A 13521-nucleotide genomic window follows, 5' to 3' on the forward strand; every position below is an offset into this window, starting at 1 on the left:
ACCATGACGAGCGGGAACCGCGGCGGCGCGGCCACCGCTTAGAAGGCGATGTCGACCACCAGGGTGTCACTGTAGGCGCCCGGTGGCGGCGTCGCCTGGTCCGTCAGGATCTCGGCACGGTAGATGAACCCCTGCGCCGTGATGCCGGTACCGGCGCCGGGATTGGTCTCCGCACTGGTCGAGGCGCGTCGCGCGCCGCCGCTGTTGCCCCAGCGCGTCGTGGATGCCGGGCCCTGAAATATTTCGTAGGCGAGATAGTCGCCGCCCGCCGCCATCCGCCGCTGACCGCCGGCGGCGTGCTGGCCGTTGTCGATGCCGACGCTGAAGCTCTGCCCCTTGGTGCAACGAACCAGCAGTGTCTGCGTCACCGGCTCGAACCCTGAAATCAGCGGTGCGCTGCCGAAGTCGACATCCGGTGCCTGAACGATGCAGTCCGGCGCGATCGTCAGCGTCAGATTGATCACGCTGGTCGCGTTTCCCGTTCGGGGGGCGCCGAGGCAGAGCCCGCCCAAGCCGATCTCGCGACAGACGCTCCAGCGCCAGACGATGGTCAGCGTGTCGGTGTAGGTCCCGGCGGAGAGATTGCCCGCGGCTGCCGGCACGCGAAAGGTCATGGGGACGTTCACCCAACCGCTGCCGGTCTGCAGGAATCCGCTGTTGTAGTAGTTGAACGGCGCACCCGGCGTCAGGGCTGGCGCCTGCGGGTTGTCGCTCGGATAGGCGGCATAGGCGATGCTGTCGCCCGATGCGTGACGCAGGCGCAGGTCGTTGGCACTGCTCACCGTGGCGTTGATGAAGAACCCGCCGGGGAGCACGGTCAGGGCCGTCGCCGGGCAGCTGATGCCGGCGTTGGGCACCGCCCGGGCACTCTGGGCGCTGACGCCGGCGGCGAGCGAGCTCTGGGTGCCGAAGCTGATGAGCTGACTGGGGGTGTCGAGCTGACAGGCGCTGCTCGGCCGAGGCAGGAAACCCAGCACCAGCGCCAGCAGCAGAAGCCCGGCCCGCCAGCTCAGCGGCGCGGTCGTCATTCGTTTCTCTCCCGTTCGCAGAGTACGGCGCCCGGCTGATAGAGCCCAGGGCCACCGGGGTCGATCGGAATCGTGGCGACACACACACCGCCGTCGATACGGGCGCGCACCACGGTCGCCTCGGTCAACCCCTCGAAGTAGGCGAGCCCATCCCAACCGACCCGGGTGATGACGCCATCGGGCTGGGTGACGACCGTCCCCACCGGCAGTGTCGCGCCGCGCCGATCGACCAGCTGCACCTGCGTGGTGTTGAGCCGCGTCAGCGGAAACCGCAGTAGATAGCCACTGCCGGCGGCCACCGCGACCTCCTGCTCCACCGACGGCGTGCGGACATTGGCCGGCAACGACATGGTGTTGATGGCGTACTTGTTGGGATACCAGGCCGTGCTCCAGGGCACCAGCAGATAGCCATGACGACCGGTGACCCCGATGCGCTGATTCTGGTAACGAACCGGAATGTCGGGTTCGCCATCGGTCGAGACGACCACGAAGGCGTCGCGGATCTCGTTGGCAGCGAAGGGGTGGTTATCCACCATTGCGAACGCGCCGGACAGCTCAGCGAAGGCGAGGCTGTCGTCGCCGTAGTCGTAGTAGCCGGCCGAGGCGGTCAGTGCGGCGTGGCGGTAGGTCAATTCTGCCTGCGGGGTCACGCCGGCGGACGGCTCGCGGGAGGCGCCGAGGTCCCATCCCCAGCCGCCGGCGAGCGGCGCGGCACGAGCGTAGCGTGCGCGCTCGCGGGTGCCGTCACGGCCATCGTGGTAATACCCCAGCGACGCCACGCCACCGAGACCGGGCAGCGAGACGGTGATCTGGGCCAGCCCCGACCACGGCTCGCCGGGTTCCCGGGTGGCCGCCAGCGATAGCTGCGCGCGGTCGGTGATCGGGCGCTGATAGGAGAGATTGAGAAAGCGCGACCCGAACTCCGCGCCGCGGATGTCGAAGTAACCGGCCGTCAGGCTACCCAGCGCGCCCAGCGAGGTGCTCGCGGTCAGCTGCGAGCGTGTCTCCTCGCCATTCACGACCTGGACCGCTGCCCAGCTCGAGAGATCGGCGAAGTCGGCACTGCGCCGTTCATGGCGCACCCCCAGGCTGTAACGCGGCTCACGATATTCGTAGGCGATACTCCACGCCTCGCCGCCCACGCGGCTATCCCTGCCTTCCCCCCCGCTCTGCTGGCGGGAGAGTTCCAGCGTGCCCAGCTGCCCTAGCCGCGTCGTCACGCCGACCCCGCCGAGCGCCATCACCTCGGCCGCTTCGCCGTGGACACCGAGCGTCAGCCAGTCGGTGATGCCGTAACGCCAGGAGGCATCGACGGCGCCGGCGCCATAGCTGAAGTCCTGCTGGGCGTAATCCTCGCGAAGCGCGCCGACGCTTGCGCTGTAGCTCGAGAACCCCGGGCGCAGCAACTCGCTGGTGACGTAGAACGGCAGCGTCGTGATCACCTCCTGGCCGTTGGCATCGCGGGTCACCAGCGTGGCCTCGCCGGCCCCGTTGAGGGTGGGAATATCGGCAAAGGTGAAGGGCCCGGGGGCGATATTGCGCTGGTCGACACGATTGCCATTGACCAGCAGGTCCACCGTCGTCGGCACCGCGCTGCTGCCGGCAAAGGCGGGCAGCGGGTAGGTCACGAGATCGGGACGCAGCGCGAAATTACGCGAGACCTGGACGCCGCCGAGACGGACGGAACGCGTCCACCCCAGCGGTCGCGTCACCACGTCGCCGGCTTCCCAGGTCAACATCGAGCTCTGATCGAAGGTCCGCCAGGTGGTGTCGTAGCGAATGTAGTGATCCTCCTCGCTCCCCATACGCCGCTCCTGATCGTGGCTGAAGCGTCCCGTGCTGCTCAGTGACCCGCCGATACCGAAGGCGCGCAGTTCGTGCCAGAGCGACATGCTCTGCGCTTCGGGATGGCTATGGCTGGTGTAGAAGTTGTAGTTGAGCAGCGCGCCGGGAGAGCTCAGCGCCGGCTCGAAGGTCTCATCACGGCGCGGCCCCAACCACTGCGACGGCAGCCAGGCGCTCGGCAGCGTCAGCCGAAGCTGTTGCGTCGCCGCGAGGTACTCGACCTCTGCCTCGGCCATCCCCGTCAACTCGAGCAACGCGTCATCGCCCCCCTCGACCGGTAGCGCCACTTCCCCCAGATCGCGACGTGTCATCCAGAACTGTGCCCCGTCGCGACGCACCGGCACGAGGCGTCGAGTCGAGTGGCCGTTGACGATCAGTTCGAGATAGAGCGTCTCGGCCCCCGCCGAGGGGCCATCGCCGGGCATCGCCCCGCCGACGGCACCGGGCATCGGCAGGCCGGTGGGCGGCGGCGGCAGCCCCTGGGCGGCGGCAACGACCGGCAGCACGGCGGCCAGCACGCCCACGGGCCAGCGCGCGACACGAAGAGAAGCGATCATCAGAACCCCGAGCGGGCTCACTCACCATCGCGGGGGAGAGTGACCGGCGAATGTCCGTTGAGCTTTGCCGTCACGCTATCGAACGAGACCGGGCCGGATAATGGCCAACGCTGGGAGCCCCCTGCCAGCACGTAGCCGAGCAGCCCTTCGGCGACTATCGTCGAGCCATTGGGGCCGTGGCCCGCAACCGCCGTCAACCGGGCGTGTCGTTCGCCACGGTTGGTGACCTCGAGCTGGGTCTGGCCGTCAGCCTCGACGATTCGCCAGCGCAGATCGGTACCGCTGCCATCGTGATCCGCCAGCCCTTCGCCGTGGCTGAAGAGCGGCAGCGAGTAGCGCATCTGCAAATTGACTCCGGCCCGGCGCTGGCCGTCCGTCCCGTCACTCTCGAGCATCGGAATTTCGTCAAGAATGATGCGCCAGGCTTCCTCCTTGCCCGCGGGGGTCGGCGACTCTCGCACCAGTCGGATCAGATGACGCTCGCCACTGCCGATCTCCATCATCGGCGGGCTGGCGACAACGCCGAGCTGCGACGGGTAGCGGTTCTCGCCCTCGCGCTGCTCCCAGCCGACCACGCGCACCTGAAGCCACACCTTCTCTTCACTGCGATTCTCGACCCACAGCGCGGCGGCCGGCTCGTCCGCCTCGAACACAGGATGCACCGGCCACAGCAGCAGACTGGCCGCCGAGGCCGTCGGCAGCAACATCGTGAGCGACATCAGCGCTGTCAGTGCCACCAGCAGTGCGAAACACCACCGGCGAAGGCGTGGGCTAGGGGGATGGGTCGGTCGTGTTGCGCGCCAACCGATGACGCTTCGCTTCCACATCGCTACCACTCCAGCGTGACCGTCAATCGGTCCGTGTAGGTGCCCGCGGCGGCGCTCTCCGGCAGCGCCAGCCGGGCGAAAAGCGGCAGTGTGACGCGTGAGCTGGCCGCGCCCAGCGCAAACGACACTGGCTGGTCGACACTCAGGCTGCGAGCCAGCCCGGCGTCGGTGAACAGCGTATAGGCCAGGCGCTCTCCGCCGCTGCGCGCCAGATGTCGCGTGCCGCCCTCGGCGTTCAGACCGCCGTCGACACGCATCGTCAGCGACAGGCCGGGCGTGCACTCGAGACTCAGGCTGGCCGTCTGGACCAGCGCACTGGTCAGCACCGCGCCGGAGAGCGCGGAGACCGTGCCGAAATCCAGCCGTCCGAACTCCGCCGCCCCGCCTCCGCCGCCGCCGACCAGGCACCCTTCGGTCACCCTGGCGGCGACCTGAAAGCGCTGCTGTGGCGTCTGGGCCAGCGACAGCGTCGCCAGGCACGATGCGCCGATGACGATGACAAGGGCGAGTGCGAGGCGGACGGCCGGGATCAAAACGTCAGGACGACGTTGAGCGTGTCGTTATAGGAGCCGGGCGTCAGACCGTCACGCCCCACGGCGCGACCGTAGAGATTCAGGGTCTGCGCATTGACGCCATCGGCTGTGCCGGAGAGCGGTAGCGACTGTCCGGCGCCAACCTGCTGCGAGCGCTCGGCGTCGGTATACAGCGAGTAAGGGACGAAGCTGGTGCCGTTGCTCAGGGCGTGGCGATTTTCTGCATCGCTGTTGGCGTCGAAGCTGCCGCCGCTGATCGCGACCGACGGCGACGTTTCCGGCGAGCAGATCACGCTGATCGCGCTGCTGCCGTTGAGCACTTCGCTGTCGGTTTCCTCGAACAGCGTGGTCTCGGTACCGAAGTCGAGCGTGCCGAAGTCGAGCCCGCTGACCCCGTCCACCCCGTTGATACGACACGCCGCGGTAAGTTCGAGGGTCACGCCGATGGTCCCCGTCACGCTCTCCGTCGATTGCGCGACGGCCTGAGAGGAGACGCTGCCCGCCAGTGCAACGGCGAGGGCGATACCGAGATAACGCTGAGTTGTCATTACCAGTCACTCCTGAAGTCTTTTGCCAGAAGCCGGGGTCTCGGAATCGCAGCGCGTTTCGCGCCAATCGACTATCGGGGCCGGTCAGAAAACAACGATGTATCTACATCAGCAATATTGGCCTGCCGGCAATATCGCTCTGTCCTTCTATTTAATCTGCGTTAAATAACGCGAGATATAAAACGTTGCGCACGGGAACCCGTCGGGCGCTCTGCCGTCAGCGCGCCACGAGATTGATGCCGATGGATCGAGCGGACGCTAGGGCCGAAGAGAAGCAGAGCCCACTGAGGGATGCCGGCAATTTAGCACCGCTGCAACGCATTGGAAATCAAGTTAACAGGCAATAAAAGCGCTATTTCGCGGGATTGAAAGTCAGACAACTAGCTCTTTGTCATTAACACACTCATTTATTTCACATCTTTAAAGACCCAATTCCCGACGAACCCGTCAATTTAATTCGACTAGATGTTTAGTTTTCTATTGTTGAAACTGCGCTGGCTTTACCGCCGAAAGGCACTTTCTGGCTCTTTCCGCGCGAAAGAGGCATCACCAGCGCGAGAGAGGGATAACCGCCGCGAGCGCGTCACGGGCATCAAAAGAAGGGACCGGGCGGGAAAGGCGCACCACGATGGGCAAACCTGACGCCGTCAGATTGACGACGGCGAACCCCGGGAGACGATCCGCGCCGCTCGCTGGGCGCCTCCGGGTCACCCTCGTCTCGTGCGAGGGCGAGCCCCGAACGGGCGATAAGCGCGGTGCCGCGAGCCGGCGGCGGCACCCCCAGAACGGGCCGACGTCCTACTCGGGGCTGAGTCGATCGGCCCCCCAGCTGCGCCGCAGGTAGCCCAGCACTGTTTCCAGCTCGGCGTCGGGCACGGCGGCCAGCACGCCCTCCTCCTGCGGATCGAAATGGAAGATGTAGAGGCGCGAGGCGAACTGCACTAACGGCAGCGAGGCCTCGCCGAAGCGTTCGCCGCTCCCCTCGGTACCGACCAGCACGCCGTCGCCCCAGTCCTGACCGCTATCGTTGTTGGGATTGAAGAAGTAGACCCGCATGACGTCGTCGGGGCCCAGGGCGGCACGCAGGATGGTGATAGCGTGCCAGCCAATGAAGCGCCCGGCGCTGTCAGTAACCGCAATGCCCGCCGGCTGCGGGTGTACCAGCGGTTGGTTGCCGTTGTAGAGCGGATGATAGGCCGCGTAGAAGTGCCGATAGAATGTCACCGGATCGTCGATCCTGCCCGTCCCCACATCCACACTGATGTGAAACCCGCGCCCCGCCCACCAGCCATGGAATTCAGGGTTGATCCAGCGGTGCGGGTCCCCCTCTCGGCCGCTGCAGAGTCTGCCCATCTCGGCGTAGATGCGGTCGAGATGCGGCACCACCAGCAGCGATACCGGATCGAGATCCAGCGTTAGATTGGGAGCCAGACCGACGCCGGACGCCATCGACGAGATCGACTGACCCTCGAAGAGCATCACGATTTCGTCGTCGCGGGCCGCCCACACCACCATCTGCAGCAGGTAGTCGGGGTCGTTGTAGGCCCACATCGACAGGGCGCGCGCGGACTGGCAGGTCGGGTTGTTGCCCTGGCCGACACCGAGCGGCAGCCCCAGCATGCAGAGCACGCCAGAGAGCAGAAAGGTCTCCGGCGTGGCGGCGTCCCCGTAGGCGAGGGTCAGTCGCTGGCGCGAGAAATCGCTCAACCGCAGCGCGAGCTGTCGCCACAGCGCCGGGCCGAGCGAGGGCTGATAGAGGATGCCGCGCTCGAGCAGCAGCGACAGGCCGTAGACCGCCTGCGGCGCGGCCGGGCTCGCCACCGCGTCGATCAGTGCTCTGACAAGCTGGTGGTAGCAGAGCAGGCAGTCGCGACCGGTGGTGGAGAGTCCCAGCGCCTCGCTAATCAGGTGCTCGCCGTGATCGAGCAGGTAGCGCAAAAGCACCGGGTGATAGGCGGAGACGAGGCCGGTGTCGTGCATCGCCCGCGCCATCCCGGTGGCCTCCTGCTGAAGTCCCAGCGTGTCCATGGCCGCCAATCGATCGGCGTAGGCCGCCACCCCGGGATCTTCACGACACCCCTGGGTCGGCCCGAAGAGGCTGCTGACCAGCCGCGCCGCTCCCTGACCGCTGGTCCCGAGGTCGATCTCCGGATTGGCCTGGCAAAGCGCGATCTGGGTAATCATCTCGCCGATGGGACCGACCAGCAGCGGACGCTGCGCCAGCAGTCGCCAGATCTCGTCGACCATGGTGTCGACGATGTGCTCGTAGCCCACGCGCTCGGCAAGATAACGGCACAGCGCCCGCGGCACTTCGGCCAGACGCCCCTGGGTCTCGCGCTCGGCCTCACCGCCCATGTCGAACAGTCGGGAGAGGTTGAGCGCCAGCGTCTGGGTCAGGTAATGATGGGCCTGCTCGGCGGAAATCAATGCGTGGGCGTAGTCGCCCCGCGCCACCGCGAGCATTCGCAGCTCGCTGAGCGATTCGATGACCACGGTATCGGCGTGCGGACTGCCCAGCGCCTGCGGCGTCAGCACCGGCAGCAGCCGCTGAGGGGTCGCCCAGTCGGAACCGGCGAAGACACCGGCGCGCTCCATGGCCTCGGCCCGCTGCTCGAGCGCGGCGCAGCCACCGGCCTCGAGCATCACACGTCGGGCCGTGTCGAAAACCCGTGTTACCCGAGTGGCGCGCGCCATGCTAGGCGCCTTGGCGAGGGCATCGAGGGCGGCCTCGAACTGCGCCAGCCGCGTATCCAATCGCGACGCGAACGCCGCTTCATCCGTTGGCACCGACATCACGCTCTCCTGCTGCCGCGATCCGGCACCGCCTCAGGGGCGGCAACCGATGGATCGGCCGATCGACGGCCTTTCGGGGCGATGGCCCTCAAACGTAGAAGTCCAGCGATTCCTGATGCTTGAGCAGGTCGCGCAGCTGGTGCGGGTCATCGCCGAAGAAGAACACCAGCCCCCAATGCGTCCCGAACGCCGTGCGCTTGGTGACGGTCGCTTCCAGCGGCTGCGTGAGCTCGTGGAAATCGAAGTAGGGGTGCTGCTCGGTCTCTTCGGGAATCTCGAGCCGGCTGACCACCCGCTTGCGCGGATAGGCGCCGAAGCAGCCCGCGTGGCCCTTGGCCCCGGTCACCGGTTCGGGGAAGAAGGCAGCGACTTCCTCGGCCGTGGCCTTGGGATCGAAGACCAGCATCGACGCCTGGTAGGCGTTGAAGCCGTAGGCGCGCTCGATCAGCTCGAACGCCTTGAAGCCCGGCGGGCGATAGGCGACTTCGCCGAAGTACATGGTGCCATCGCTGGTCACGAAGTACTCGGGGTGAATCTGACCGAAGCGAATATCGAAGGCATGGATCAGCAGCTCGATCTGGCGGGTGATCTGCTCGCGGTAGCGTTCGAGTTCCGGCGTCGCCGGGACGAAGACCGAGTAGCCGAGCGTCACGTATTCGGAAATGTTGAGAAACTGGATCTTGCCGTCCCAGACCCACGCTTCCACCGCGAACTCCCAACCGTCGAGATGGCTCTCCATCAGCAGCGGGTACTCGCTGTCGGAGATGTACTCGATCTCGTCCGGCGAGCGAATCATCCGGTGGCCGAGGCAGCCCGCCTTGTCGAAGGCCTTAAGGTGGATCGGGTCGTCCGGGTCACCGTCGAGCTTCAGCAGCGTCTGATTGACCCGCTTGAAGAAGCGCACCACGTCGCTTTTCTCGTGCGCCTCCTCGAAGATCCCCACGCGAATGCCGCCGAGCTGGGCGCGGCGCTTCATCAACGCCTTGTCGCGAAAGAGCACCGCCTGACCGTGTAGTCGCGGGTTCTGCATCAGGACCGAGTTGATCGCCCCGGCCCACTCCACGGTCTCCTCGTAGAGCGGCACGGCGGCGTCCACGCCCATGTCGCGCAGCGTCTCGGCAATCTCCATGGAGCGGTCGTTCAGCCGCTCGAAGTCCCAGGAGAGATAGGGAATCGAGTGCTCTTTGCAGTAATCCTCGGCCCAGGGCGGGGCGACGACGACGTAGCGTCGATCGAAGGTTTCTGCCGCTTCCACGGCACCGAGACTCCAACCCAGTAGTGCGATGTAACCTTTGTCGGGATTCTTGTTCATGTAGGACCTCTCAAGGTGACGAATGAACTCGCATCGTCGGAACAGTGTAGTCCGCAGTACGCGCCAAGTCAGACGCAACCCCGCATTTTGCGACGATTTATCGACAAATACCGGCGTAATCACCGCAGTGAAACCGCTGCCAGGCCGCACCATGACGGCGCCCCGGCGAGGGACGTCCACAGCGAAACGCAGGCCGTCGAGTGCTACGCTGACCCCCACCCCCAAGGAGTTCCCCATGTCCGCCAGAGCCATCACCCCCGATCAGCAGCAGCACCTCATCGAGATCGTTCGGGATGCCGCCAAGACCGAGATTCTGCCCCGGTTTCGCAACCTCTCCGACGAGGCGATCCGCTCGAAGAGCGCGCCGGACGATCTGGTCACCGATGCCGACCAGGGCGCCGAACGCATGATGACGGCGGCGATCCGCGAGCTGATGCCGGAAGCGACGGTGATCGGTGAGGAAGCGGTGGCCGAGGGTGGCGCGTCACTCGAGGCCATCAGCGGCGCGGAGCTCGCGCTGATCATCGACCCCGTGGATGGCACCTGGAACTTTGCTCGCGGCCTCAACCAGTTCGGCGTGATTCTGGCGGCGACGAGCTTCGGCGAAACGATCTTCGGGCTGCTCTACGATCCGTTGACCGACGACTGGATCGTCGCGCGTCGCGGCGAGGGGGCCTGGTTCGGGCGCCCCGACGGCACCCAGCGCCAGCTACAGGTGTCGGATACCCACCGCTTCAACGAGATGGTCGGCTCCACCTCGATCCGGCTCTTCCCCAAGCCGCAGCAGTATCAGCTGGCGGCGACCTTTCCCGACTTTCAGCGCATGATGGCCTTCGGCTGCGCCTGTCACGAGTACCGCACCATGGCGTTCGGCTTCGTCGACTTCATGCTGACTGGCAAGCTGATGCCGTGGGATCACGCCGCGGGACTGATGATTCATCAGGAAGCGGGCGGCTACTCGGCGCTGCTCGACGGCACGCCCTACCAGCCGACGATTCATCAGGGCACGGTACTCGCTGCCAGCTCGCGCCAGCACTGGGAGCGGCTGCGGGACAAGTTTGCGTTCCTGATCTGATCCTCGTTGAACGCCGACGCCGGGTGCCGAGCCGGGAGCGGCGACCGAGCGATACGCCCGTGCGACAAACGCGAGACGAAAAAGACCGGCGCCGAAAAGGCGCCGGTCTTTGTCTTTCCATCAATGGCAACGGGCCATCGATGACACTCGCCAGCGACCGCGACGGGCCGTCGAGAACGACCCGTTGCCGATCACGGCAGGCTCCCGCCGACCGGGTTACGGAATGAGCTTCTCGGCGCGAAGGCGATCGAACAGGTCGAAGAAGGCGCCCCGCGTTTCGCGGAAGTGATCGAAGCCGAAGTCGCGGCATTTGGTCGTGTCGTTGACGCACTCCTGATCGCGACCGAGGTCCGCGTCGGTGTGCCACCAGGAAGCGAGCTTGTCGACGTCCGGCTCGACGAGATCGTACTTATCGGCCATCTCGCGCCAGGTGGATGCCGCGCCGGCCATCTGGGTTTCCAGCGGCTGCATGGTCTCCGGGTCGTCCGAGGCTTCGGGCCCCTGAACCGCTAAACCAAAGTACTCGCCGATCTCCTGCCACATCCGACGCCAGCGGAAGACATCACCATTGACGGTGTTGAAGGCCTGATTGGCGGCGCCGGGCGTGGTCGCGGCCCACTCCATCTGGCGCGCCAGCACCAGGGCATCGGTCATGTCGGTGAGCGCATTCCACTGGATCTGCGAGCCGGGGTAGATGAACGGCTGACCGGTCTCCTTGCAGATCGACGCGTAGACGGCGAGCGTGGTGCCCATGTTCATGGCGTTGCCACGGGCGTAACCGATCACGGTGTGCGGGCGGTGCACGTTCCAGGCGAACCCCTGGCGCTCGGCGGCCGCGAACAGCTCGTCTTCCAGCGCATAGTAGAAGTTATCGCCGGGAACGCGCGGCTCGGATTCGCGGAACGGCGTCTCGATACGCCCGCTGCCGTAGGCTTCGAACGAGCCCAGGTACTGCTTGGTCCCCGTCACCAGCGAGGCGTGCTCCACCGGCGCCGACTCGAGCCCGGCGAACAGATTGCGCATCATCTGGCTGTTCGCTTCGACGTTGGCCTTCTCGTTGTCACGGCGGATCCAGGTGCAGTAGAACACGTGGGTGATCGGCAGCCCGGCGAGCGCCGTCTCGGTGGCGGACTTGTCGAGCAGGTCCGCGGCGACCGGAATCACACCGCTCTGCTCGGTGGCGCGGCGCGACAGACCGTAGACCGTCCAGCCGCTGGCCACCAGATAGGACGCCAGATTGCCGCCGGTGATGCCGGTCGCGCCGACGACGAGTGCAGTGCCTTTACGCATGATCGCTTCTCCTGTCGAGAGAGGTTCTGTCGAGAGAGGTTCTGTCGACAGATGAATGAGCCACTCGGTGAACGCCGAGTTGATGCCGGCAGTCTGGTAGGGCATTCAAGTTGCTACAATCGAAAGTGTCGCAAATCTTCATTGCAAGGAGCGCAACACGATGTCCCTCGACACGCTGGATCTCAATGCGCTGCGCACCTTCGAGCGAGTCGCTGCCACCGGCAGCTTCACCGCCGCCGCCCACCACTTCCACCGCGCGGTCTCGTCCATCTCACGTCAGATCAGTGCGCTGGAGAGCGCGCTCGGGCAGCCGCTGCTTTACCGCCACACGCGTGCGGTCAGCCTCACCGAGGCGGGGGAACGCTACTACGATGAGGTGCGCGATATCCTTGAGCGACTCGACCTCGCCACCGAGGCGCTCGCCTATCCGGATGCCAAACCCAGCGGCGTGCTGCGGATCAACGCGCCCGTCGCCTTCGGCCAGCAGCAGATCGTGCCGTTGCTGCATCGGTTCCAGCAGCAGCACCCTGGTATCACCGCCGAGCTGCAGCTGAGCGATCATGTCGTCGATCCGGTCCGTGAGGGCCACGACATTACCTTTCGGGTCGGCGATCTCGCCGACTCTTCGCTGGTGGCGCGCCGACTCGCCCCCATGAATTACGTGGTCGCCGCGGCGCCCGACTATCTTCGAACGCACGGCGCGCCACCGACGCCGGAGGCGCTCGACGCGCATAACTGTCTGCTCTATCAGGGTGAGATGGGCCGCCAGCGCTGGTACTTCCAGGCATCGACGCAGACGGCGTCGACACCCTTCGATGTCACCGGCAACTTCTACAGCAACGACGCCGGCAGCCTGTTGCGTGCCGCCCTCATGGGACAGGGCGTGGTACTGTTTCCCACCTGGCTCATCGCGGAGGCGCTCGCCCGCGGCGAACTGGTCCCGCTGTTGCAAGACTGGCGCAGCGAGGTCGTTCCCGGGCGCCGGGATCTCCACGTGCTGACCACGGAGCGCCGGCTGCGAACGCGCAAGGTGCGTGCCTTCCTCGACTATCTACAGGCGGCGCTGACGCCGCTTCCCCCCTGGGACCGATGGCGAGACGAGAGCGTGCTGCCCTCGCAGTCGTGACGCTCGGCGAGCCGATAGAAGAAGCTCATTGGCGATCGGCCCGCCGACGATCTGCACTCATTGCGGTATTGTTCACCCCTTTCCCACGACAGGAGCCCAACAGCATGTCACTCGACAAAGTTCTCTACCGTGCCGAAGCCACCGCCACCGGCGGCCGCGACGGACGTGCCACCGCCAATGATGGCGCCTTCGATCTCGAACTCTCCACACCCAAGGAACTCGGCGGCGCCGGCGGTGAGGGCACCAACCCGGAGCAGCTCTTCGCCGCCGGCTACTCGGCCTGCTTCATCGGCGCGCTGAAACTGGTGGCCTCGAAAGAGAACGCCAAGCTGCCCGACGAGACCCGCATCCAGGGCGAGGTAGGTATCGGCCCCCAGGGTGACGCCTTCGGCATCCAGGCGACGCTGACGGTGAACCTGCCGGGCATGGATCGCGAACAGGCCGAGGCGCTGGTCGAGAAAGCGCACCAGGTCTGCCCCTACTCCAACGCCACCCGCGGCAATATCGATGTGACCCTCAACGTCGAGGTGTAACCCGGTCGACACCGATGTCCGCCGCTCGCGATAGCGGCGGACATCGGCTGTCTC

11 protein-coding genes are annotated in these 13521 nt (G+C 66.0%); 3 read left to right on the top strand and 8 right to left on the bottom strand.

The genetic code is table 11. The features are described from left to right. Nucleotides 1–38: 38 nt before the first annotated feature. The 7 genes from DOM41_RS01970 to DOM41_RS02000 form a co-directional block, all read right to left on the bottom strand. The gene (locus DOM41_RS01970) at nucleotides 39–1028 is read right to left on the bottom strand and encodes a Csu type fimbrial protein (RefSeq protein ID WP_110685156.1); all 990 of its coding nucleotides are present in this window, start codon (nucleotides 1026–1028) and stop codon (nucleotides 39–41) included. Further along, nucleotides 1025–3430 (bottom strand): fimbria/pilus outer membrane usher protein, encoded by a 2406-nt coding sequence (locus DOM41_RS01975; protein ID WP_157956817.1) that lies wholly within the window; start codon nucleotides 3428–3430, stop codon nucleotides 1025–1027. The genes DOM41_RS01970 and DOM41_RS01975 overlap by 4 nt, the downstream gene beginning before the upstream one ends. Nucleotides 3431–3447: 17 nt before the next feature. Continuing rightward, nucleotides 3448–4257: a fimbrial biogenesis chaperone gene (locus tag DOM41_RS01980; protein WP_110685158.1), complete on the bottom strand. Its 810-nt coding sequence runs from the start codon at nucleotides 4255–4257 to the stop codon at nucleotides 3448–3450. 2 nt (nucleotides 4258–4259) lie between these two features. Further along, nucleotides 4260–4790, bottom strand: coding sequence for a Csu type fimbrial protein (locus DOM41_RS01985; RefSeq protein WP_110685159.1), 531 nt, complete (start codon nucleotides 4788–4790; stop codon nucleotides 4260–4262). Continuing rightward, nucleotides 4787–5338: a Csu type fimbrial protein gene (locus DOM41_RS01990; protein WP_110685160.1), complete on the bottom strand. Its 552-nt coding sequence runs from the start codon at nucleotides 5336–5338 to the stop codon at nucleotides 4787–4789. Before DOM41_RS01990 ends, DOM41_RS01985 begins: the two co-directional genes overlap by 4 nt. A gap of 798 nt (nucleotides 5339–6136) precedes the next feature. Next, on the bottom strand, nucleotides 6137–8131 hold the full coding sequence (locus tag DOM41_RS01995) for a hypothetical protein (RefSeq protein WP_110685161.1): 1995 nt from the start codon (nucleotides 8129–8131) through the stop codon (nucleotides 6137–6139). 88 nt (nucleotides 8132–8219) lie between these two features. Further along, nucleotides 8220–9443 carry an ATP-grasp domain-containing protein gene (locus tag DOM41_RS02000; RefSeq protein ID WP_110685162.1) on the bottom strand — a complete coding sequence of 408 codons (1224 nt, stop codon included), beginning with the start codon at nucleotides 9441–9443 and terminating at the stop codon, nucleotides 8220–8222. A 235-nt stretch (nucleotides 9444–9678) separates the two neighbouring features. Here DOM41_RS02000 and DOM41_RS02005 point away from each other — a divergent pair, with 235 nt between their 5' ends. Continuing rightward, nucleotides 9679–10518, top strand: a complete 840-nt coding sequence (locus DOM41_RS02005; RefSeq protein WP_110685163.1) for an inositol monophosphatase family protein — start codon at nucleotides 9679–9681, stop codon at nucleotides 10516–10518. A gap of 216 nt (nucleotides 10519–10734) precedes the next feature. Here the strand turns inward: DOM41_RS02005 and DOM41_RS02010 are convergent, their stop codons facing one another. Then, nucleotides 10735–11808: an SDR family oxidoreductase gene (locus DOM41_RS02010; protein ID WP_110685218.1), complete on the bottom strand. Its 1074-nt coding sequence runs from the start codon at nucleotides 11806–11808 to the stop codon at nucleotides 10735–10737. Nucleotides 11809–11983: 175 nt separating this feature from the next. Between DOM41_RS02010 and DOM41_RS02015 the strand changes: the two genes are divergently transcribed. Together DOM41_RS02015 and DOM41_RS02020 are read left to right on the top strand one after the other, a co-directional pair. Next, the gene (locus DOM41_RS02015; RefSeq protein ID WP_110685219.1) at nucleotides 11984–12934 is read left to right on the top strand and encodes a LysR family transcriptional regulator; all 951 of its coding nucleotides are present in this window, start codon (nucleotides 11984–11986) and stop codon (nucleotides 12932–12934) included. A gap of 104 nt (nucleotides 12935–13038) precedes the next feature. After that, nucleotides 13039–13467: an organic hydroperoxide resistance protein gene (locus tag DOM41_RS02020; RefSeq protein ID WP_110685164.1), complete on the top strand. Its 429-nt coding sequence runs from the start codon at nucleotides 13039–13041 to the stop codon at nucleotides 13465–13467. The last annotated feature ends 54 nt before the right edge of the window (nucleotides 13468–13521 follow it).

Origin of the sequence: Salinicola aestuarinus (genome assembly GCF_003206645.1) — a bacterium.
GTDB classification, from domain to species: Bacteria; Pseudomonadota; Gammaproteobacteria; order Pseudomonadales; family Halomonadaceae; genus Salinicola; species Salinicola aestuarinus.

Bases quoted from the DNA above. Each gene is read 5' to 3' on its own strand.
- DOM41_RS01970 (WP_110685156.1), bottom strand. From the start codon at position 1,028: ATGACGACCGCGCCGCTGAGCTGGCGGGCCGGGCTTCTGCTGCTGGCG.
- DOM41_RS01975 (WP_157956817.1), bottom strand. From the start codon at position 3,430: ATGATCGCTTCTCTTCGTGTCGCGCGCTGGCCCGTGGGCGTGCTGGCC.
- DOM41_RS01980 (WP_110685158.1), bottom strand. From the start codon at position 4,257: ATGTGGAAGCGAAGCGTCATCGGTTGGCGCGCAACACGACCGACCCAT.
- DOM41_RS01990 (WP_110685160.1), bottom strand. From the start codon at position 5,338: ATGACAACTCAGCGTTATCTCGGTATCGCCCTCGCCGTTGCACTGGCG.
- DOM41_RS01995 (WP_110685161.1), bottom strand. From the start codon at position 8,131: ATGTCGGTGCCAACGGATGAAGCGGCGTTCGCGTCGCGATTGGATACG.
- DOM41_RS02000 (WP_110685162.1), bottom strand. From the start codon at position 9,443: ATGAACAAGAATCCCGACAAAGGTTACATCGCACTACTGGGTTGGAGT.
- DOM41_RS02005 (WP_110685163.1), top strand. From the start codon at position 9,679: ATGTCCGCCAGAGCCATCACCCCCGATCAGCAGCAGCACCTCATCGAG.
- DOM41_RS02010 (WP_110685218.1), bottom strand. From the start codon at position 11,808: ATGCGTAAAGGCACTGCACTCGTCGTCGGCGCGACCGGCATCACCGGC.
- DOM41_RS02020 (WP_110685164.1), top strand. From the start codon at position 13,039: ATGTCACTCGACAAAGTTCTCTACCGTGCCGAAGCCACCGCCACCGGC.